The following is a 19,502-nucleotide window of genomic DNA, read 5'->3' as shown; positions in this document are numbered from 1 at the left end:
CAGGCGAGGGGATTTTTATTCAGTCTTGACGTACCGAATCGCGACGTTCGATGCGGTGCGGCAAGACAACGTTCTTCTCTTCGACTTCTTCCGCATTCAAGATTTTCGTCAAGAGACGCATGGCAACGGCACCGATGTCATACATCGGTTGGACGACCGTCGTCAATTTCGGACGAATCATCGTAGCGAGACGCGTGTTATCATGGCCGACGACTTCAAAATCGTTCGGGACCGAGAAACCGGCGTCTTGAATCGCGTGAATGACACCGAGTGCCATCTCATCCGTACCGGCGAAAATCGCTTTCGGGCAATCGTCACGTTCGAGCATCTTCTGCATCGCCTCAAGGCCTGATGCGTACGTGTAATTCCCAAGGACGACGTCACTCTCACGGAACGGGAGTCCGGCGTCGTCAAGGGCACGGCGGTAGCCAGAGAATTTCTTCTCGCCATTGATTTGTTGCTCGAGTGGACCTGTGATGAAGCCGACTTGTTTATGACCGTGGCCAATCAACATTTCGGTCGCGTCGTATGCCGCTTGCTCATAATCGATGTTGACCGCAGGGAGGTCATACCCTTGGTTGAGTGTCGCCGCGAGGACGATTGGGACCGGTGACTTCTTAAACTCGTTGACGAGGTCTTCATGCAGACGACCGCCCATGAAAATGATGCCGTCGACTTGTTTCCCGAGCAATGTGTTCAACAAATGGATCTCTTTGTCACGGTTCGAGTCCGAGTTCCCGAGGATGATGTTGTACTTGTACATCGTCGCGACGTCCTCGATTCCGCGGGCAAGGTCTGCGAAGAAGATGTTCGAGATATCTGGGACGATGACGCCGACCGTCGTCGTCTTCTTACTGGCCAGTCCACGTGCAACAGCGTTCGGACGATAGCCGAGACGGTCAATCGCATCCTGGACTTTCTTGCGGGTCGTCGGTTTGACGTTCGGGTTTCCGTTGACGACGCGTGAGACGGTTGCCATCGACACCCCGGCTTCTCGTGCGACATCATAGATGGTTACATTGTTACTATTCATTAAAACTCCTCCTACAAGCAATGATTTTCAAACGATTTTCAAAAAACGTGTCAAAAAAGGAAGACAGGTATCTGTCATCATTTTACCCTGTCTTCACGCTATATAAAACGTTTCCAATTGGAAAGCTTACTTTTTCACCAAATCAAGTTGAGGGAACTGGGCCGTTAGCCCGTCCACGAATTGATCGAACTGATCGAAATCGAGTTGTTGCTGGGCATCCGATAAGGCGATGGCCGGGTTCGGGTGTACTTCCACCATGACCCCGTCCGCCCCGACTGCAAGCGCCGCTTTGGCCGCTGGCAGTAACAAGTCGCGTCGTCCTGTCGAGTGCGTCACGTCGACCATGACCGGCAAATGCGTCTCTTGTTTCAAAATCGGGACCGCGGTGATGTCGAGCGTGTTGCGTGTCGCCCGTTCATATGTCCGGATGCCGCGTTCGCACAAGATGACTTGGCTGTTGCCGCTCGCCATGATGTACTCGGCCGCATAGATGAACTCTTCAATCGTAGCCGATAAGCCACGCTTCAAGAGCACCGGTTTATCCGTCTTCCCGACTTCTTTCAGCAAGTCGAAGTTTTGCATATTGCGCGCACCGACTTGGATGATGTCCACGTATGGAAGTGCCGATTCGACCGCACCAGGCGTCATGATTTCAGAGATGACCCGTAAGTCATGACGATCTGCCGCTTGCTTCAGCAGTTTCAATCCCTCGAAGCCGAGACCTTGGAAGTCGTATGGTGAAGTACGTGGCTTGTACGCCCCGCCCCGCAAGATTTTCACTCCGGACAGCGCCAATTTCTCAGCGACGGCGTTCACTTGCTCAAACGATTCGACCGCACATGGTCCCGCAATCAGTTGCGGACGTCCATTGCCGATTTTGACATCATCGAGCGTGACGATCGTGTCTTCGGCTTGGCGTTTCCGTGAAACGAGTAGCGTCTTGTCACGGTCTTCGCCTTGCAGTTCGGCCGAAGCTTTAAACATCTCTTTGAACAGATGTTGCAAGCGAGCCGTCTCGAACGGACCCGGATTCTCTGCCGCGATGAAGTCGAGCATCTCACGTTCACGTACCGGATCGTATCGCTCCACACCTTGCAGACGTTTTACTTTTCCAATCTCAACAGCGAGTGTGCCACGGCGGCTGAGCAAGTCGAGCATCTCACGATTCAACTCATCCATCTCGCGACGTAATCGATTCAACTGATCTTGTGGACTCATAATTACCCTCTCATTTCTAAGCCGTTCTTTCCAGATTCCTAATTATAACGAACTTTAATCGCTTTGTCATAGGGAAATGGGCTGACGACACAAAATCAACAAAAAAAAGCGCCCGGCTAGTCCCGGACGCGTCATCACTTATTTGTTGCCGTTTTTAAGGTCTTGCTTCAAGTTGTTCAATTCTTGTTTCGACTCATCGTCGAGCAAGTCTTTCACAGGTGCCTCGAAGTCTGACTCATAGTCTTCCGACTGGTCACGGCTGCTCGTTGTGTTTTGTTTGTTTGCAGCCGATTTCGTCGCGTTCGATTTGTTCGCGTTCGGCTTACTGTCTGATTGTTTCGGTTTGTCTGTCGACGCTTCTGACTTCGACGACTCGTTTGACTCATTTGAAGCTTTCGCTTCGTTCGAATCTTTTGCTTCGTTCGACTGCTCTTCTGAAGCCTTATCGAGTTGCTCTTTCACTTCGGCTTCCGCCTCCGCTACGAGTTGATCAGCTTTCTCCATCGCTTCTTCGATTGACAATTCGTCTTCATCGACTTGTTGTTTCAATTCAGCCGCTTCACGGGCCTTGTCTTTGACGAGGTTTAAGACCGGAGCCGCTTTATCGCTCGCTACTTTAATCCATTCGCCGACGACCGGTTCTGCTTTTTCACGAACTTCTTTCGACTTGACGGTCAATCGCTCACGCGACGTCGCCGTTTTCTCGTCGAGGTATGTCCGTACTTCACGTCCGCTCTTCGGTGATGTGAGGAGTGCTACTGCTGCACCAATCACGCCGCCGAGGACGACACCAGCTAAAAACCCACCGCTTGATTGCTGTTCATTCGTATATGTCTTGTTCTTGTCGTATGTCATCGTTACTTCCTCCTTGTGATAGTTATGATTTGATTGTATCGTCTGTCGCAATCAACCCTGGTGAAACCGTAGTCGGTTCTTGTTTACGGTCCCGACGGCCGCGACGACGTGATGGTCGTTCGTCTGAAGACGTTTCTGTTTTGTTTTTCTTAAATAATTCTACAGCGACCGATCCCCAACGTACCGCTTGGGCAATCTGCTCTTTATTCTCGTCTGCTGCTACGTGAACAGAAGAAGAAACCGTCCGTACCGACTCTGTCACTTCGTTGAGTGACGTGCCGAGCTCATCAAGGGCGTGTGCCACCGGTGCGAGCAATTCTGTTTTCTCTTCGACGTTATCCACGAGACGGTTCGTCTTATGTAAGAGCGCCGTCACTTCCATTGTAATTCCGTCTAATTGACGTTCTAAGTTTTCAGTTGTGTTGGCGACGCTACCGAGTGTCCGATTGACGTTCGACAAAACACGTGCCAAGAAAAATACGAGTACGACAAATGCGAGTGCTGCGACGAGCCCTGCAATGCCTCCTAATGTGATTTCCATGCATCCATTCCTCCTATTCGATAATGTGGTGGTTTCATTATAGCACCATTATGACTCAAAAGATTTGTCACAACCGTTTTCGCCATCCGGTCTGATTATTCCTTTACCCGTTTTTATGTTTTCGATTACACTAAAATAGAAATAAATTTAAAAAAGTTAAAAGGGGTGTTCGTATGAGAGATCCAAGAATCACGCAACTCGCTGATGGATTAATCAATTATTCAGTCGAATTGAAACCGGGGGAACGCGTTCTCATTGAAAATTTCGGCGTCGAGGAATCGCTTGTCGAAGCGCTCGTCGAAAAGGCGTATGAGGCTGGGGGGCATCCGTTCGTCTTATTGAAAGAGAGCCGCATCTTGCGCAAACTTTATACGGGAGCGAGCCGGGAACAGCTCGAACTCATGGCCGACATCGAACGCAAACAGATGCAAGCGATGGACGCTTACATCGGCCTTCGTGCCGGTGACAACATCAACGAACTGTCAGACGTGCCGGCCGAGCAACAAAAACTCGTCGGGGCCACTATCGGTAAAATGCATACCGAGGACCGCGTCAAAGGAACGAGATGGGTCGTGCTCCGTTATCCATCGCCGTCGATGGCACAACTCGCTGGTAAATCGACTGAGGCGTTCGAAGACTTCTACTTCAACGTCTGCACACTCGACTACGGTAAGATGGACCGGGCCATGGACGCGCTCGTCAGCCTCATGAATGAGACCGACCGTGTCACAATCAAAGGACCAGGGACGGACCTCACGTTCTCAATTAAAGACATTCCGGCCATCAAGTGTTCTGGCCAAATGAACATTCCGGACGGTGAAGTGTTCACAGCTCCGGTCAAAGATTCGATCAACGGTGTCATCACGTACAACACGCCGTCACCGTATCACGGCTTCACGTTCGAGAACGTGTCGTTGACGTTCAAAGATGGAAAGATTGTCGATGCGACAGCGAACGACACAGACCGAATCAATGAAGTGTTCAATACGGACGAAGGGGCACGTTTCGTCGGCGAGTTCGCCATCGGCGTCAACCCGTACATCCAACATCCGATGAAGGATATCTTGTTCGATGAGAAAATCGACGGCAGTTTCCACTTTACACCGGGTCAGGCGTATGATGACGCTTATAACGGCAACAACTCGTCAATCCATTGGGACCTCGTCAATATCCAACGCCCTGATTACGGCGGCGGCGAGATTTGGTTCGATGATGTCTTGATTCGTAAGGACGGGCGTTTCGTCGTCGACTCGCTCTTGCCACTCAACCCAGAGAACTTGAAATAACAAAAACAAGCGTGCCGATGACGGCACGCTTGTTTTTTCGTTACAGCTTCGTCTTTTTACCGAGCGCAGCCGACATCATCCAAATCTCTTTTTCGAGTCGTTCGATATGAGACACGAATGTGTCCTCGATGGCTTCGTCCCCGTCTTCGAAGTTCTCCATCGCGTCTTGCATCTCTTGGCGAATCTGTTTGAAGTCACTGATGACATCTTTAATCATCTGCTCGGTATCCGCGTGGCGGTCCCCTTCTTGCAACGTCGAATGTTCGAGATACTCCTTCATCGTCGCATACGGTTCGCCATCGTTCATCAATAGACGTTCCGCCACGTCATCGTACAGTTCGGCGACGAGATTATACAGTTCCTCTAATTTTTCATGATACGTGAAGAAGTGAGGGCCGCTAATGTACCAATGGTAGTTGTGCAGTTTGACGAATAAGAGGCCATAGTTGGCTACCTCTTTGTTCAATGTGTTTAATGCGCCTTGGCTTGCCATCCTTAACATCTCCTTTTCCAAATTCAGTCGCTAGTATTATTACCGTCTTAGCTCGATGTTAAACACAAAAAAAACGAACGGCATCAGCCGTTCGCTCTCGATTCACGCTTCAAGTTGGACGTGTTTCTCATATTCGCGTTGATAAGTCTGGATGTCCCCAGCCCCCATGAACAGGAGGACGGCATTGTCATGTGCCTGGAGCACTTGCGTTCCGCCGCGCTTCAACACGTTCGCGCCTTCGATGCGCGATTGCAGGTCTTCAATCGTAACTGTACCTTCTTGTTCGCGAGCCGAACCGAAGATGTCACACAAGTAAACGGCATCCGCTTCGGCTAATGCCGCAGCGAAATCATCCATGAATGATTTAAGACGCGTGTACGTGTGCGGTTGGAAGATAGCTACAACTTCACGGCCGACGTATTTTTTACGCGCCGCTTCCACTGTCGCACTGATTTCCCGTGGATGGTGGGCATAATCATCCACTAACACTTGGCTTCCGAGCGTCGATTCGCTGAAACGACGTTTCACGCCGTTGAACGTCTCGAGGCGGTCTTTGACCAACTCTTTCGGTAAGTTCTCGTAGTCACATGTCGCGATGACGGCAAGTGCGTTCAAGACGCTATGGTTCCCGTATCCTGGAATCCGGAACGTCCCATAGAAGTCGTCACGCAAATACACGTCAAACGTCGTCCCGTTATCCGTCGAGTTCACGTTCTCGGCGCGGAAGTCGTTATGAGCGCCAAAACCGTAATAGACGATTGGCACGTTCGCTTGAATGTGTTGAAGATTTTCATCATCCCCGCAAGCGATGATGCCTTTCTTCACTTGCTTGGCCATCTCTTGGAATGCGTCGATGACGTCATCGAGTCCTGAGAAGTAATCAGAATGATCAAAGTCGATGTTCGTCATGATGGCATAGTCCGGACGATAGTATAAGAAGTGACGCTTATACTCACAAGCCTCGAAAACGAAGTTTTTCGAGTCTTCGACACCTTCACCCGTACCATCGCCAATCAAGAATGATGTCGGCTCGATGCCACGCATGACGTGGGCCAACAGACCTGTCGTCGATGTTTTCCCGTGAGATCCAGTGATGGCGACACTAGTGTAGTGGTCAGCCAACTCGCCTAGAAACTCATAGTACTTGTATATCGTCAATCCGAGTTCGCGTGCCCGAACAACTTCAGGGTGATCGTCTGTGAAGGCGTTACCTTGGACGACGATTTGCCCTTCAGTAATGTTTTCAGGGTCAAACGGAAGGATTTCAATTCCTTTACGGTTCAATGCTTCTTCAGTAAAAAATGCTTTGTCAACGTCCGAACCTCGGACCTCATTATTCATGTCATTTAAAATTTGAGCTAAAGGACTCATGCCCGTTCCTTTAATTCCGACGAAGTGATAACGGTTCATCTGTAAATAGCCCCCCTAATTCATTGCGGTCTGTTTCAAAAATGCGACAAACCTTTGTCATTATAGCAAAACTACCGGAGTCATGCTATTACAGATTATTGTTTTTTTTAGCCAATCGGCGACTCTTGTACATCGCCATCCGGTCTTGCGGCGTCATCATGACGTTGAGCGGAGGGCCTTCCGCTTTGTATGACACGCCCATGGCGGGCGTCAATGTTTCTTCATCAGGCACATCGACCGGTTCGTCCGACTGTAATGTTTTCGCAACATCCTCAACAATCGGTGCCACCGTCTCGACCGATGCCTCGGTCGGCAACGATGGTTCGGTCACATCTTGTTTTTCTTCACGAACGGCAATCTTTGACGATTTCAAATCGGTCGACCCCATGAAGACCGAGGCAAATCCGCTCTCTACAATCGAGACTTCCCCGAGAAGCGGTTTTGTATCTGATTCATCCGGCTCATCTTCCAAGACGGTCGGACTCTCGTCAATCGGTTGCGATGTTTCCGCGGAAATAATTGACGCTTCGATTGGTGAATCTGTTTGCTCGGCCACCATTTCCTCAAGCGTCTCCACTACTGGCGCTTCGTCCGCTATGACATCAAAGTCAGACTGTGGTGTCATCGCTTCGTCCGTGTCCGGCGCCGATTCATCTACTGATTCAACAACGGATTCGTCTACTGACTCCATCACCGATTCATCTACAGAATCAATTACCGGTTCGTTCTCAGGCTCAGGCGTTACGCTTGGTGGCACCGCCTCTGACATTTCCTCGACTGGGACGGCCACTCGCTTCGCTTGACGCATCGCTGAATCGTCTCGCGTCTCCGGAGAATGTTCAGTCGGCAGGATGATTTTCGGTTTCGGTCGGGCGTATCCATAAATCGGAGACGGTACATCCGACGGCACAAATTCATCCTTCGGCTCGGGCTTCGGTGCAGGCGCACCTTTCTTCCCTTCTTGGGATAGTTCGCGTCGAATTCGGTCTGCTTGCTGTTTTAATGAACGTTCATATGCATCCATACTTGATTCCTCGCTTTTTCACTCAATCCTATTTAGCAAAAAATCGGTCGAGTTTAGCGACCGATTTCAAATGCTTTACCTACTTCATATTCGTCATCTAATACGAGAATTCCTTTTTCTTGCGGTGCATCAGGCAAGTTCAATTCACGCGCCGAACAAATCATCCCGTGTGAGCTCTCACCACGTAATTTAGACGGGCGAATGATCAAACCTGATGGCATGACTGCACCCGGTTTCGCGACGACGACTTTTTGGCAGGCCGCGACGTTCGGTGCGCCACAGACGATTTGGACCATACCTTGGTCAGTCTCGACCTGACAAATCGACAATTTATCGGCATCCGGGTGTTTCTCAGCTTCTTTGACATAGCCGACGACGAATTTCGGGGTAAAGTCCACGCCCGACAACTCGGCTTCGATATTTTGTTTGCGCAAGATGACACCGAGCGTCTCAATCAATTCGGCCGTCAATTCGACCGGTCCATGCCAATCGCTGACATCAAAATAGTTGCTCGCGTTGAACACGTTGTAGCCATTGACTTTCCCTGTCGTCGACTTAACGATGGCGACATCGTCTTTCCGTTCAACAACTTGATGATGGCGATCGCCTTCTCTTAACAGGACCATGAGGACATCGCCGATTCCTTCACGGTTATAAAAAGCATTGATTTGCATACGTAAAAACGCCCCTTCTTTCAAACTAGACACAAATAGTTTAGCAGATTATGCGTCGGTTGGTGGGTTCTTTTTTCCGACAATGAAAATTGGCTCGAGTACGCCAGCCTCATAATGGAAAGAAAGAGCCGTCACCGGAATCCGACCGTTCGTGAAAAAGTCGAACATGAGCTGTTGCATCGCATCATAACCCTGATCGTTGCGGATGTCCGCGATAATCATGACGTCTTGATGCGGCACTCCGACGAGCATATCGCCTTCGATGCGGCGTTCCATAACTCGTAAAAAGTCATCGTTCAAGATACGCGACGCCTCGTAGCCGTCCCGTGCCGCCAGGAAATAGAACGTGTTGCCGGCAACGGTATCTTCTTTTAAATCGGTCGGTAATTTTTTGACGTTATCCCGCGCCAACTCATCAAGGCGTTCGAGCGTCATCCCGCCCAAATGTCGCTCTTCAATCAATCGATAGCCGTTACCCAAATCTAGGGCGTAAAAGACGGCAGTCTCAGCTGTATGCGGCGTCATCGCCAACGTCTCGCCCCGTTTCGTCTCGGTCGAGAACGAAGCAGAACGGATGACAGGATAAAGATTGGCCTCATTACCCGCTAATGTGATGTCATCATCCGCGGTGAGCGCTGTCTTGATGTATTCTACGACCTCATCGACAGCGATTTCCCCTCGAACTTTTGTTTTCGCTACGAGCGGGGCGAGACGGATGTTGACGCCGAAACGATCGGTCGCCCGTTCGATGCGCAACACCTCATTCTCGCGGTCGTACGAGGTCCGGTATCCGTCCGTGAACTTACTTTCGAGATGACGACGTAATTCATTCCGCTCCATTTAAATCACCCTAACCCATGAAGGAAGGCTTCGACTTGCTCCGGCGTCTTCCGTTCGCGTCCGACATAGCGGTCGACTTCTTGTCCGCCGTTGAAAGCGACGAAGCTTGGAATTCCGAAAATGTCGAGTTCTTGCGCAAGCTCCATCCATTCATCACGATCGACGTAATAAAATGACCAGTCTGAGAACTTCGCTTCAATGTCCGGCATGAATGGGTCGAGGAAACGGCAATCGCCGCACCATGTTGCTGAAAACATGAGGACGCTCTTCCCTTGTTTCGCTGCTGTATATTCGTTCATCGTTGTCAGTTGTTTCATCTTCACCACTCCTGTTCTTTTTTCCTCATTCATGATAGCATAAGTCCGTTGTCACATTCCGCTCTCGTGTTTTATGATAGTCGGGAGTGAAGACTACGTGAAAAAGGTGAAGTCATGACAAAATGGACACGCGAACAGTTGAATCCAGAAATGAAGCATCCACTTGAACAACTCGTCGGCGTCATCGGCATGTTGGCGATTCTGCGCTACGGTTATTTGTTCATCGATACGGACAAATCACGAGGCGAGATTTTCATTTGGCTCGTCGTCGGATTCGCCGTGATTTACATACTTGAACGCGTCGGCAAGCGTCTTGTGCGCAGGCTGCCCATCATTCGAAAACGTTTTTTACTCCCCGTTTATGCCGTCCTGCTCGTACTATTCCTCGCGAGCTTCCGCGTCCCGCGGGAAACGGTCGAAATCGTCCGGAATTTTTTCGGGTGGTGAACGAAAGAGAGCGTCCCGCTTATTTGCCGGGACGCTCTCTTTCGTATGTTCAATATTCGATTTTCATGTCGTTCGGTCGAATCCGGTTCATCCGGACCAACACTTGATAGACGGCGTAGCTGAGCACCGCTGGCCCGACGATTAAAAAGCCGAAGACGACGATGAACGTATACCAACTGAAGCCCATCGTTTCGAGCATGACGATCGGTCCGACGAGTCCACTTGTTCCCATGCCAGCGCCTGCCGCGACGCTCTCGAGTTCAAACAACAGAATCGCAATCGGCGCGAGCACGGCGCCGGCCACGGTCGGCGGCAACAAAATCCATGGGTTTTTGACAATATTGCCGACTTGGAGCATAGATGTACCGATGCCTTGGGCGATGGCGCCTCCGATGCCATTGTCCCGATAGCTCGTGATGGCAAACCCGACCATTTGGGCAGCACACCCGACCGTCGCCGCGCCGGCGGCAATCCCGCTCAAACCGAGCATGAGGGCGATGGCCGCGCTCGAGATCGGAGCCGTGAGCGCGAGCCCCATCAACGTCGCGACGACGACGCCCATGAACAGTGGCTGCTGTTCCGTTCCCCATTCGATCCATGTGCCGAGCTGTGTCATGAACAACCCGACGTATTTACCGATATAGGTCGCACTTAAATAACCGATGCCGATCGTCGTGAACGGCGTGACCAAAATATCGAGTTTCGTCGACTTCGAGACGAGCTTGGCGACTTCGACGGCGAGCAACGTCGCCACATAACTGCCGGCCGGTCCGAACTCATAGCCGAACGCCCCGACGACGAGTGCCGAGAACAAGATGAGCGGTGGTGCCTGGAGTGCATAGGCGATGGCGATCCCGATGGCAGGCCCGGTCAAGCCGATGGCCACGTCACCAATCTCGATGAGTGTCGAACCAAATCCGGACAGGCTCGTCTCGAGCAACTGTCCTCCGGCCGTCTTCATAATCAAGCCGATAATGAGCGTACTGAATAATCCGAGTGCCATATAACTGAGAGCCGTCACGAAATAGAGCGACGGACTGAGCGTAATCCCTTTTTTCTTAAGCATGGAAATTCCTCTTTTCTGTCTTGTCAGTCGTAAAGTTTCTGTCTTCACACTTTTATCAGTATAAGCGTTTCTCGGGAAATTTCAATATGAAAAAAACGCCACTCCACGAGTGACGTTCTTCGTTCAATTAGCGTGAAGCCCGGAGCGTCTCCATCGTCGAGCGATCGAGTCGTTTGACGAGTGCCTTCAGGAGCGCTTTCGCCGCGTCGTAGTCTTCCGTATGCAAAATCGAGGCATGCGTGTGGATATAACGCGCCGCGACACCGATGACGGCCGTCGGCACCCCTTCCCCGCTCATGTGGATGCGACCCGCATCCGTGCCACCTGGCGAGACGAAATACTGGGTCTTAATGTTTTCATCAGATGCCGTATCGAGCAGGAAGTCACGCATCTCAGGAGACATGACCATGACCCGATCGAGGATACGAATGAGTGCCCCTTCCCCGAGCTGTCCGAACTCTGTCTTATTGCCTGATGCATCGTTGGCTGGTGATGCGTCGAGGACAAGCGCGACATCCGGACGAATCATTTCGGCTGCTGTTTGGGCACCACGGAGACCGACTTCTTCTTGTACGGTCGCCCCGGCGAACAAGATGTTCGGGTGATCGGCTTTTGTCGTCTCTTCGAGCAACTCGACGGCGAGCCCGACGCCGTAGCGGTTGTCCCATGCCTTGGCCATAATTTTTTTCGGATGTTTGAGTGGCGTGAACTCGCTCGTCGGCACAGCCGGTAGACCCGGACGTACGCCCCACGATTCGGCCTCTTCTTTCGTATCGGCCCCGATATCGATAAACATTTGCTTCATGTCCATCGGCTTGTTCATCGCCTCCGGTCCAAGCAAGTGCGGCGGCGTCGATGCGACGACCCCTGGAATCAATCCATCCGCCGTCACGATGTCAAATCGTTGTGCCATGAGCACTTGGCTCCACCATCCGCCGAGCGGTTGTATGTACAGCATCCCGTTTTCTGTGATTCGGGTGACCATGAATGCGACTTCGTCCATATGACCGGCAACCATGATGCGTGGTCCCGCCTCATCGCCGACTCGTTTCCCAAAGATCGAGCCGATGCCATCCGTCATGACTTCATCGACGTGCGGTGTGATTCGGTCACGAACAAACCGGCGGACCTCTGATTCAAACCCGGGCGCGCCCGGAAGCTCTGTCAACGTCTTGAATAAGTCTCTCGTTTTTTGTTCCATTTCCATCCATCCCTTCAACCGTTCTTCTTTCATTATATACAGAACTTTTCGACAGATGCGAATGGTTTTCGTTCCAATGGGGTACAGGTTTTGGTACGATGTACATGATAGCCATAGTTCAAGGGGAGGTAGTCATATGAAGAAAAGATATTGGTTAGTTGGAATCGGGGTTGCCATCGCAGCCGCACTTATGACGAAAAAAGTGTTAGATGAACGAAGCTTATCGGCCGAGGATGCGCTTGAGTACACGAAGCGTGCATTTTCAGCCAAAGGTCACGTCCAAGGGGCATGGATCTCGGCATCACCTGAGATTTATACGTATGACGGACGCGAGTACGACGTCTTCAAAGGCGGCATCTCGGTTCTCGAGAACGACGAAGAGAAGACGTACCAATTCACAGTCGATTCAGAGACTGGCGCTCTACTTGAATATGCATGAGATGAGGTCGGCGAATATTTTCGCCGACTTTTTTTGTTTAATTCACCCAAAAGAGTGGAAAATTGAATATGGTACTTTTCAAACTCAAAAAGGAGTGATCCCACGTGAAGAAACTGATCGGTGAAGCAAACGAGCTCGTGTCACAAATGGTCGAAGGTATGGTCCACGCCCACCCTGAACTGTACGGTCGTGTGGAAGGATTCAATGTCATCTGTCGTGCCGACGGGGCCAAGTCCGGGAAAGTCGGACTCGTCTCAGGTGGAGGGAGCGGTCACGAACCAGCGCACGCCGGTTATGTAGGCGATGGGATGCTCGATGCCGCCGTATGCGGTGAAGTGTTCACGTCCCCGACACCGGACATGGTACTCGAAGGCATCAAAGCGGCCGATGGCGGCAATGGCGTATTGCTCGTCGTCAAAAATTACGCAGGTGACGTCATGAACTTCGAACTCGCCGCCGAGCTCGCGGACGCCGAAGGCATTAAAGTCGACCACGTCGTCGTCGCCGATGATGTCGCTATCACGAACAAAGAAGACCGTCGCGGTGTCGCCGGTACCGTGTTCGTCCACAAGATTGCCGGTGCAGCCGCAGCGAGCGGGAAGTCGCTCGATGAAGTGAAAGCGCTTGCAGAGAAAGTCGCGGCCAATGTCCGCTCAATGGGGATGGCCGTCGAACCTTGCTATATGCCGGTGAGCGGTAAACCTGGATTCGATTTGAACGAAGAAGAAATGGAAATCGGAATCGGGATTCACGGAGAACGCGGCGTCGAACGGAAACCGACGACGAACGTCGATGCGATTGTCGATGACTTGCTTGATCATTTGAAAAAAGAAGTCAGCCCCGGCGAAGTCGCCGTCATGGTCAACGGTATGGGCGGAACGCCTCTATCTGAACTGTACGTGACGTATCACTTCGTCGCGAAAAAATTAGAAGATGCCGGCTATTCATTGAAACGAAAATACGTCGGCAACTATATGACATCACTCGAGATGCACGGCTTCTCGATCACACTCTTGCCGCTCGATGAAGAGTTGACGAGCTATCTCGATGCACCATCGGCGGCACTCGGTTTCAAACTCTAATCTACGAATGAGGTGTTCATGCAATGTTGACGATTGAAGGATTCAAGCAAGCATTACGGCACGCCCAATCAGAGATTGAGGCGAACAAGGATACATTGACCGATCTCGACCGCGCCATCGGCGACGGAGATCACGGCATCAATATGTCGCGTGGCTTTGAAGCGGTCGTCGCTGTCCTCGATGACGACTACGCGACTCTCGGCGACTTGAGTAAGAAAGTCGGGATGACGCTCATGTCGAAAGTCGGTGGTGCAGCCGGTCCACTTTACGGTTCCGCCTTCGTCAAGGCAGCGCCTAAGTTTGGTGACGCGACCGAAGCCGATTTCAATCTCGTCAAAGAAGCGCTTGTCGAAGCAGCGACAGCGATCAAGGCGCGCGGGAAATCGGAAGTTGGCCAAAAGACGATGGTCGATGTGTGGGACCCGTTCTTGAGTGACTTGAACGAGTCCGACGACTTTGACGCAAAACTTGATCAACTCGTCGGTGCGACCGAAGATATGGTCGCCACGAAAGGACGGGCGTCTTATTTTGGTGAGAACTCTCGCGGCACTGTCGACCCGGGGGCACTCTCGAGTTCAATCGTCTTAAAAGCGATTATGAAGGAGGTTGAGTGATATCGTAGAGCTCATCATCGTATCCCATAGCGCTAAAATCGCTGAAGGGATTCAAGACTTGATGAAAGAGATGGCCCCGTCCGTTCCGATTCATTTAGCGAGCGGGCTTGAAGACGGCAGCATCGGGACTGATGTGACCCGAATCCTTGAAGCCATTGAAGCCGTCGACAAAGAGGCACTCATCTTATCGGATATCGGTTCGGCCACGATGAACGCCGAACTGGCCGTCGATATGTATGAAGGCGAGAAGACCGTCCAGTTTTATGACGGCCCGATCGTCGAGAGCGCCTTCGTCGCTTCCGTCTCAGCCGGTAACGGCATGGACGTTGCTCAAATCGTCGAACAGTTAAAGATGGCATAAAAAAAGAGCCTCGCGGCTCTTTTTTTAACGTGGGTTATCGTTTTTCTCGTAAATCGGGTTCATGTATTCAGTCGTCGAGTAGAAACGTGGCACGACAACGAACAAGATGACAGCCGGGATTGCGATCAAGAGTAACAAGATCAAGACAGGCAACCAATAGACGATTTGTTGTCCGAGCATGTCGATGTTTGCGTCTGCAAATTCAGTCGCGCCTTCGACTTCTGCAAGGTCAGCTGTTGCGAGGATTTTGTTGTCCGTCGCATCATAGTAATGGAACTCCGTCTTACGTGTGATGAAGATGCCGTCACGGACCGTATCAATTTCAACGACCGCCGCGATGACTTCGTTGCCATTCGAGTGACGGAGCGTCTCTTCTTTTACGATTTCAGCCGTTCCTTCTTTGTAATCATAGTGCGTGGCCTTCAAATCCTCTTCAAGGGCGTCCAAGAACGCCTCATTTGCCGAGGTATTAAGTGGTGCGATTGTTAGAATGAAGATTAGTGCAAGCAGGCTTGCCCATGCTTTTTTCAACATCCCCATGTTCCCCCTTCTCTAATTCCAGTTTAGCGTCATTCCTATTGTACCAAGAAGAAAGAAAAAAGTGTGAAGAAAATGCTATTAAAATAAGAAAAAAGCGTGTCAAATTTTCGGGCGGAACGCGGCCTCCATCCGATAAATCGGTTGTCCCATGGCGCTGAAGCGCTCTTCGTACTCGGTACGGACGTTATCTGCCGGTTCGTTCGCGTGAAGATCAAGTGAAATATCTGTGAAGTACATGCCGTATTGACTCATGCTTTCGAGTGAATATTCGAACAGTCCGCGGTTATCCGTCTTGAAGTGAATCTCGCCTCCGCGTGGCAACACAGCCTCGTACGTGGCGAGGAATGTCTTATACGTCAAACGACGTTTCGCATGTCGGGTCTTCGGCCATGGATCTGAGAAGTTCAAATAGACGCGGTCGACTTCGCCGGCTTCGAAATAGTCGACGAGTTGCTTGGCATCCACAGTCAAAACGCGGACGTTCGGCATCGGCGTTTCGACGAGCTTTTGCACGATCGACACGGCGACGCTCTCGAACAACTCGATAGCGATGAAGTTGACGTCCGGGAACTGCTGGGCCATCCCTAAAATGAATTGCCCTTTCCCCGACCCGACTTCGATGAAGAGCGGATTGTCGTTCTTAAATTCTGATTTCCAGTTCCCTTTTAACGTTTCGGGATGAGTAATAAAGACGTGTTCTTGAGCTTCCATGTATTCTTTAGCCCAAGGCTTGTGACGTAAACGCATGTTTTTCCAACCTTTCGTTCAAGAAATGTTCAAGTTTCAGCTGACTAGCCGCTTCGCGCGAGCAGTCCCCTTGCGATTATACACGAAATCATTGTTTAATGAACATGAATCATCCTTCACAAGGAGGTTATATCGATGAGCACGTTAGATCAATTTCTTATTTTTTACGCGGCTCCGTTGACGTTCTTCGGCGCCGTCATCGCGACGTTCGTATGGGCGTATTTCATGAAACCTGATGATGTCTGATGCATATGGAAAGGGATGGCTCACACTTGTGATCCATCCCTTTTTTCATTGTGTCCGTTCCTCTGCTTCATCGAGCAATTCCCGGAGCACGGTCAATCCTTCTGCTCGGGCGATGCCATTCTGTTCACCATATAAGGTCAGAACCGTCTGGGCAATCGCATACCAGTGCATTCGATAGTGTAACTCGGACGTGAAACGGATACCGTAATGGCTGAACCACGTCTCCCAGTCCACCTCGTCGACGTAGCTGTAGACGACCATGGCCAAATCAAAGGCACGGTCGGCGATGATGGCGTCATCCCAGTCGGTCAAATATAACAGACCGGTCTCATCCTCAATCCAATTGTTATGGTTCAAGTCTGAATGGCAGACGACGAGTTCACGTTCGTCATCAATCGGCTGATGGACCGACAACCAACGAATTGCCTCATCAATCGTCACGTCCGCCTCGTCTTGCTCGTAAGCGGCACATTGCCGGAGCAACAGTGAGGACGTGACCGGTGTATGATTCAACTGCTGCAACATGAATAATAGCTCTTTCGAATGATGAATCTTCCCAAGCTGTGCCGCCACATCAGCCCGTTTCATATCGGCTGGCGAGAGCTCACGACCTTCGATGAACTGTTGGGCACTGAGGACGTCACCGTTAAACATCCGTTTCGTCCACAGCAATTTGGGGACGATGCCTTCGGCGGAAAGAATGGCTAAAAACGGGGACGAGTTTCGTTTGACAAAGATTTTTTGTTGGCGCGTCGTCGCTACGTACGCTTCGCCTGTAATCCCGCCTGCGGAAGCCACCGTCCACTCTTCACCGAGCGCACCGATTATATCTGAATACATATTCATCACGCTCAAATCTCATTAAGAATTACAAAGATACAATCACCATATTAACACGCGATAATCGTCATTGACAACGACTCGACTTGAATCTGGCTCGGATTTCGTTCAATCGGGACGAGGCTCGCCGTTTCCCCTTGGACGTAGACGTTCCAGTCCCCCTCCGCTTGGAATGTCACATCGTGGAACGTTCCGTTCAGATAGACGCGGACGCGCTGCCAGGCATCATAAGAATGGCTCGCCGTCAGCTCGTATGCAATCACGCCCGGGGGCGACGGTAAGAACTTGAACTGTTCGATGACTTTTTGCCGGGTATCGTAACGGAAACACGTGTGACGGCGCCGTAACTTGAGTAGTGTCTTCACAAACTCGACCTCACTTTGCCGCTCGTCACGTAAGTCCCAATCGAAGTGATTGATTCGGTCCGGTGCATTATAGCTGTTCTCAACCCCTTGTTTTGTTCGACCAAACTCTTGGCCGGCGTGAAGGAACGGGACGCCTTGCGACGTGATGACGATGGCTGTGGCGAACCGTTGCATCCGCAACCGCATCGTCTCGTCCATATCTTCACACGACAAGAGCAATTTATCGTACGTCGTATAATTGTCATGTGCTTCGACGTAGTTGATCGTATACTGCGGGCTCGGGAAACGCCCGACGGTGACGTTCGGGATTTGGACCGCTCCGGTGATACATTCGCGAAGCTCCCACTCCCGCCACTCGTTCCCGGAGACGAACCCGCGCTCCCGGTCATTGAACGTCGACCCTTTCAAGGCGTCCCGCATCATGTCATTGAAATGACCGATTCGGGGCATGAAAGCCGCGTTATGCGACGAGGCTTTCAATGACGGGCTGAGCGGTGTCGCCAAATCCCATCCTTCCCCGTAAATCAAAATCGAGCGATCGATTTTATCGAGTGCGGCCCGTATTTGATTCATCGTCTCGACGTCATGAATGCCCATCAAGTCGAACCGGAAACCGTCGACGTGATACGTCTCGGCAAAGTACGTCACACAATCGACAATCATCCGTCGCATCATATACCGTTCTGAGGCCGTGTCGTTTCCGACGCCGGTCCCGTTCGCCACCGTCCCGTCATGTTCATAACGGAAATAATAGTACGGGACGAGTGCTTCGAGCGACGATTGCTCACGGATGAAGATATGGTTCATGACGACATCGACGACGACGCGCATGTCATGGCGATGCAAGGCATCGACCATTTCGGCATACTCTAGAATGCGTGATAGCGGCTCGTCAGGTTTCGAGGCGTAACTGCCTTCCAACCCGAACCAATGGATCGGATCATAACCCCAGTTGTAGGGCATCCGGGTCGCTTCGTCGACGCTTCCAAAATCATGGACCGGCAATAACTGCAGGTGCGTGACCCCAAGTTCTTTCAAATAATCGAAACCGGCACTGTTCCTCGCCCGGGTTTCAAGCCCGGTCTCGACGATGCTGGCGTACAGCCCTTGCCGTCGACTCGTCGACGCAGGGTGGCTCGTGAAGTCACGGATATGCAGTTCATAGATGACGGCATCTGTCGCTTTGCGGAGAGGCGGGCGTTCTGCCGGCTCCACGTGCTCAGCGACGGCTGTCTCAACATCAATCAATACGCCAAATTCGCCATTTAGGCTGACGGCTTTGGCGTAAGGATCGACGACCTCGTTCGTTTCGACAGGTGTCTTGACGTACAGTCGATAAAAATAGCCTTCGTACAGTCTAGGAACATCGGCATGCCAGACGCCTCGACCGCTCCGAGACATGCGAAACCGTTCAATCTCACGATGCGTTTCGGGATCATGGATGACGAACCAAATCGAAAACGCGACGGGCGACCAGACATATGCCTCAATCGATTGCCCGGAAAATGAAAGGCCGAGCGGTCCGTCATAGGCATAGCGACGTTCAAACTCGTCCGTATGCACAATTTCGCGGGGCACGACGACAATCGTCTTATGTCCAGGGTGAAACACGGTATAGACCGCTTCGAGCGTAACCGGGCGCGTCAATTGGATATCTCGTTCAATCGTGCCCGCCTCTGTCGTCCATTCGTTGAGCACCACATAATCGACCGGTCGACCGTTTTGTTCGATTTGTACCGGTACGGATTCATATTCGGCAATGACCTCGAGTCGAATCGTCTCGAATGAGAGCAAGGAAGCCCGTTCAATCGTCACATGAGACGTCGTTTGCTGATTTGGTGTGTGATGCATACGCGTTCCATC

At 51.3% G+C, this 19,502-nt stretch carries 23 protein-coding genes; 7 read left to right on the top strand and 16 right to left on the bottom strand.

Annotated features, from left to right (window positions below):
* Nucleotides 1-19: 19 nt before the first annotated feature.
* The 4 genes from ccpA to M467_RS18240 form a co-directional block, all read right to left on the bottom strand.
* Entirely contained in the window at nt 20-1,033 is a 1,014-nt protein-coding gene (gene ccpA, locus M467_RS18255; protein WP_021065590.1) for a catabolite control protein A, read from the bottom strand.
* A gap of 126 nt (nt 1,034-1,159) precedes the next feature.
* Nucleotides 1,160-2,251 carry a bifunctional 3-deoxy-7-phosphoheptulonate synthase/chorismate mutase gene (locus M467_RS18250; protein ID WP_021065589.1) on the bottom strand — a complete coding sequence of 364 codons (1,092 nt, stop codon included), beginning with the start codon at nt 2,249-2,251 and terminating at the stop codon, nt 1,160-1,162.
* 138 nt (nt 2,252-2,389) lie between these two features.
* Nucleotides 2,390-3,106, bottom strand: coding sequence for a YtxH domain-containing protein (locus M467_RS18245; protein WP_021065588.1), 717 nt, complete (start codon nt 3,104-3,106; stop codon nt 2,390-2,392).
* 22 nt (nt 3,107-3,128) lie between these two features.
* The gene (locus tag M467_RS18240; protein WP_021065587.1) at nt 3,129-3,647 is read right to left on the bottom strand and encodes a DUF948 domain-containing protein; all 519 of its coding nucleotides are present in this window, start codon (nt 3,645-3,647) and stop codon (nt 3,129-3,131) included.
* Nucleotides 3,648-3,820: 173 nt separating this feature from the next.
* Between M467_RS18240 and M467_RS18235 the strand changes: the two genes are divergently transcribed.
* Nucleotides 3,821-4,933, top strand: coding sequence for an aminopeptidase (locus tag M467_RS18235; protein ID WP_021065586.1), 1,113 nt, complete (start codon nt 3,821-3,823; stop codon nt 4,931-4,933).
* A gap of 40 nt (nt 4,934-4,973) precedes the next feature.
* Here M467_RS18235 and M467_RS18230 read toward each other — a convergent pair whose 3' ends face one another.
* The 6 genes from M467_RS18230 to M467_RS18205 all read right to left on the bottom strand — a co-directional run bounded on the left by M467_RS18230 (nt 4,974) and on the right by M467_RS18205 (nt 9,691).
* Nucleotides 4,974-5,426, bottom strand: a complete 453-nt coding sequence (locus M467_RS18230) for a Dps family protein (RefSeq protein WP_021065585.1) — start codon at nt 5,424-5,426, stop codon at nt 4,974-4,976.
* Nucleotides 5,427-5,528: 102 nt separating this feature from the next.
* Complete coding sequence (gene murC, locus M467_RS18225) at nt 5,529-6,836, bottom strand: UDP-N-acetylmuramate--L-alanine ligase (protein ID WP_021065584.1); 1,308 nt, start codon at nt 6,834-6,836, stop codon at nt 5,529-5,531.
* Nucleotides 6,837-6,924: 88 nt separating this feature from the next.
* Nucleotides 6,925-7,860: a hypothetical protein gene (locus M467_RS18220; protein WP_021065583.1), complete on the bottom strand. Its 936-nt coding sequence runs from the start codon at nt 7,858-7,860 to the stop codon at nt 6,925-6,927.
* 53 nt (nt 7,861-7,913) lie between these two features.
* The gene (ytpR, locus tag M467_RS18215; RefSeq protein WP_021065582.1) at nt 7,914-8,534 is read right to left on the bottom strand and encodes a YtpR family tRNA-binding protein; all 621 of its coding nucleotides are present in this window, start codon (nt 8,532-8,534) and stop codon (nt 7,914-7,916) included.
* Nucleotides 8,535-8,582: 48 nt separating this feature from the next.
* Nucleotides 8,583-9,374, bottom strand: coding sequence for a DUF1444 family protein (locus M467_RS18210; RefSeq protein ID WP_021065581.1), 792 nt, complete (start codon nt 9,372-9,374; stop codon nt 8,583-8,585).
* Nucleotides 9,375-9,379: 5 nt separating this feature from the next.
* Nucleotides 9,380-9,691 (bottom strand): thioredoxin family protein, encoded by a 312-nt coding sequence (locus M467_RS18205; RefSeq protein WP_021065580.1) that lies wholly within the window; start codon nt 9,689-9,691, stop codon nt 9,380-9,382.
* A gap of 114 nt (nt 9,692-9,805) precedes the next feature.
* On the opposite strand from M467_RS18205, the gene M467_RS18200 reads away from it, so the two are divergent.
* Complete coding sequence (locus tag M467_RS18200; RefSeq protein ID WP_021065579.1) at nt 9,806-10,138, top strand: hypothetical protein; 333 nt, start codon at nt 9,806-9,808, stop codon at nt 10,136-10,138.
* Between the two features lie 49 nt (nt 10,139-10,187).
* Here the strand turns inward: M467_RS18200 and M467_RS18195 are convergent, their stop codons facing one another.
* Both M467_RS18195 and M467_RS18190 read right to left on the bottom strand, forming a co-directional pair.
* On the bottom strand, nt 10,188-11,204 hold the full coding sequence (locus tag M467_RS18195; RefSeq protein WP_021065578.1) for a PTS sugar transporter subunit IIC: 1,017 nt from the start codon (nt 11,202-11,204) through the stop codon (nt 10,188-10,190).
* Between the two features lie 127 nt (nt 11,205-11,331).
* A complete protein-coding gene (locus M467_RS18190; protein WP_031199836.1) occupies nt 11,332-12,405 on the bottom strand; it encodes a M42 family metallopeptidase in 1,074 nt (357 codons plus the stop codon).
* Nucleotides 12,406-12,541: 136 nt separating this feature from the next.
* On the opposite strand from M467_RS18190, the gene M467_RS18185 reads away from it, so the two are divergent.
* The 4 genes from M467_RS18185 to dhaM all read left to right on the top strand — a co-directional run bounded on the left by M467_RS18185 (nt 12,542) and on the right by dhaM (nt 14,901).
* Nucleotides 12,542-12,844: a PepSY domain-containing protein gene (locus M467_RS18185; RefSeq protein WP_021065576.1), complete on the top strand. Its 303-nt coding sequence runs from the start codon at nt 12,542-12,544 to the stop codon at nt 12,842-12,844.
* A 104-nt stretch (nt 12,845-12,948) separates the two neighbouring features.
* Nucleotides 12,949-13,926 (top strand): dihydroxyacetone kinase subunit DhaK, encoded by a 978-nt coding sequence (gene dhaK, locus M467_RS18180; protein WP_021065575.1) that lies wholly within the window; start codon nt 12,949-12,951, stop codon nt 13,924-13,926.
* A 23-nt stretch (nt 13,927-13,949) separates the two neighbouring features.
* Nucleotides 13,950-14,540: a dihydroxyacetone kinase subunit DhaL gene (gene dhaL, locus M467_RS18175; RefSeq protein ID WP_021065574.1), complete on the top strand. Its 591-nt coding sequence runs from the start codon at nt 13,950-13,952 to the stop codon at nt 14,538-14,540.
* A complete protein-coding gene (gene dhaM / locus M467_RS18170) occupies nt 14,533-14,901 on the top strand; it encodes a dihydroxyacetone kinase phosphoryl donor subunit DhaM (protein WP_021065573.1) in 369 nt (122 codons plus the stop codon). The genes dhaL and dhaM overlap by 8 nt, the downstream gene beginning before the upstream one ends.
* Nucleotides 14,902-14,925: 24 nt before the next feature.
* Here the strand turns inward: dhaM and M467_RS18165 are convergent, their stop codons facing one another.
* Together M467_RS18165 and trmB are read right to left on the bottom strand one after the other, a co-directional pair.
* Nucleotides 14,926-15,435: a hypothetical protein gene (locus M467_RS18165; protein WP_021065572.1), complete on the bottom strand. Its 510-nt coding sequence runs from the start codon at nt 15,433-15,435 to the stop codon at nt 14,926-14,928.
* A gap of 105 nt (nt 15,436-15,540) precedes the next feature.
* The gene (trmB, locus tag M467_RS18160; protein WP_021065571.1) at nt 15,541-16,188 is read right to left on the bottom strand and encodes a tRNA (guanosine(46)-N7)-methyltransferase TrmB; all 648 of its coding nucleotides are present in this window, start codon (nt 16,186-16,188) and stop codon (nt 15,541-15,543) included.
* 135 nt (nt 16,189-16,323) lie between these two features.
* Here trmB and cydS point away from each other — a divergent pair, with 135 nt between their 5' ends.
* On the top strand, nt 16,324-16,434 hold the full coding sequence (gene cydS / locus M467_RS31875) for a cytochrome bd oxidase small subunit CydS family protein (RefSeq protein ID WP_021065570.1): 111 nt from the start codon (nt 16,324-16,326) through the stop codon (nt 16,432-16,434).
* Between the two features lie 45 nt (nt 16,435-16,479).
* Here the strand turns inward: cydS and M467_RS18155 are convergent, their stop codons facing one another.
* Nucleotides 16,480-17,274, bottom strand: a complete 795-nt coding sequence (locus tag M467_RS18155) for a phosphotransferase family protein (protein ID WP_029595153.1) — start codon at nt 17,272-17,274, stop codon at nt 16,480-16,482.
* Between the two features lie 50 nt (nt 17,275-17,324).
* On the bottom strand, nt 17,325-19,490 hold the full coding sequence (pulA, locus tag M467_RS18150) for a type I pullulanase (RefSeq protein WP_021065568.1): 2,166 nt from the start codon (nt 19,488-19,490) through the stop codon (nt 17,325-17,327).
* Nucleotides 19,491-19,502: the final 12 nt, after the last annotated feature.

It is taken from the genome of Exiguobacterium chiriqhucha RW-2, assembly GCF_000416965.1.
Taxonomy (GTDB): domain Bacteria; phylum Bacillota; class Bacilli; order Exiguobacteriales; family Exiguobacteriaceae; genus Exiguobacterium; species Exiguobacterium chiriqhucha.
This window is presented reverse-complemented; position numbering and strand designations above follow the sequence as displayed.

Excerpts from the sequence above, each read along its gene's own strand:
- murC (WP_021065584.1), bottom strand. The coding sequence starts at position 6,836 with ATGAACCGTTATCACTTCGTCGGAATTAAAGGAACGGGCATGAGTCCT.
- M467_RS18195 (WP_021065578.1), bottom strand. The coding sequence starts at position 11,204 with ATGCTTAAGAAAAAAGGGATTACGCTCAGTCCGTCGCTCTATTTCGTG.
- M467_RS18245 (WP_021065588.1), bottom strand. The coding sequence starts at position 3,106 with ATGACATACGACAAGAACAAGACATATACGAATGAACAGCAATCAAGC.
- M467_RS18165 (WP_021065572.1), bottom strand. The coding sequence starts at position 15,435 with ATGTTGAAAAAAGCATGGGCAAGCCTGCTTGCACTAATCTTCATTCTA.
- M467_RS18210 (WP_021065581.1), bottom strand. The coding sequence starts at position 9,374 with ATGGAGCGGAATGAATTACGTCGTCATCTCGAAAGTAAGTTCACGGAC.
- cydS (WP_021065570.1), top strand. The coding sequence starts at position 16,324 with ATGAGCACGTTAGATCAATTTCTTATTTTTTACGCGGCTCCGTTGACG.
- M467_RS18240 (WP_021065587.1), bottom strand. The coding sequence starts at position 3,647 with ATGGAAATCACATTAGGAGGCATTGCAGGGCTCGTCGCAGCACTCGCA.
- M467_RS18235 (WP_021065586.1), top strand. The coding sequence starts at position 3,821 with ATGAGAGATCCAAGAATCACGCAACTCGCTGATGGATTAATCAATTAT.
- M467_RS18220 (WP_021065583.1), bottom strand. The coding sequence starts at position 7,860 with ATGGATGCATATGAACGTTCATTAAAACAGCAAGCAGACCGAATTCGA.
- M467_RS18230 (WP_021065585.1), bottom strand. The coding sequence starts at position 5,426 with ATGGCAAGCCAAGGCGCATTAAACACATTGAACAAAGAGGTAGCCAAC.
- M467_RS18190 (WP_031199836.1), bottom strand. The coding sequence starts at position 12,405 with ATGGAACAAAAAACGAGAGACTTATTCAAGACGTTGACAGAGCTTCCG.
- M467_RS18205 (WP_021065580.1), bottom strand. The coding sequence starts at position 9,691 with ATGAAACAACTGACAACGATGAACGAATATACAGCAGCGAAACAAGGG.
- M467_RS18250 (WP_021065589.1), bottom strand. The coding sequence starts at position 2,251 with ATGAGTCCACAAGATCAGTTGAATCGATTACGTCGCGAGATGGATGAG.
- trmB (WP_021065571.1), bottom strand. The coding sequence starts at position 16,188 with ATGCGTTTACGTCACAAGCCTTGGGCTAAAGAATACATGGAAGCTCAA.
- dhaL (WP_021065574.1), top strand. The coding sequence starts at position 13,950 with ATGTTGACGATTGAAGGATTCAAGCAAGCATTACGGCACGCCCAATCA.
- ytpR (WP_021065582.1), bottom strand. The coding sequence starts at position 8,534 with ATGCAAATCAATGCTTTTTATAACCGTGAAGGAATCGGCGATGTCCTC.
- M467_RS18155 (WP_029595153.1), bottom strand. The coding sequence starts at position 17,274 with ATGTATTCAGATATAATCGGTGCGCTCGGTGAAGAGTGGACGGTGGCT.
- pulA (WP_021065568.1), bottom strand. The coding sequence starts at position 19,490 with ATGCATCACACACCAAATCAGCAAACGACGTCTCATGTGACGATTGAA.
- M467_RS18200 (WP_021065579.1), top strand. The coding sequence starts at position 9,806 with ATGACAAAATGGACACGCGAACAGTTGAATCCAGAAATGAAGCATCCA.
- M467_RS18185 (WP_021065576.1), top strand. The coding sequence starts at position 12,542 with ATGAAGAAAAGATATTGGTTAGTTGGAATCGGGGTTGCCATCGCAGCC.
- ccpA (WP_021065590.1), bottom strand. The coding sequence starts at position 1,033 with ATGAATAGTAACAATGTAACCATCTATGATGTCGCACGAGAAGCCGGG.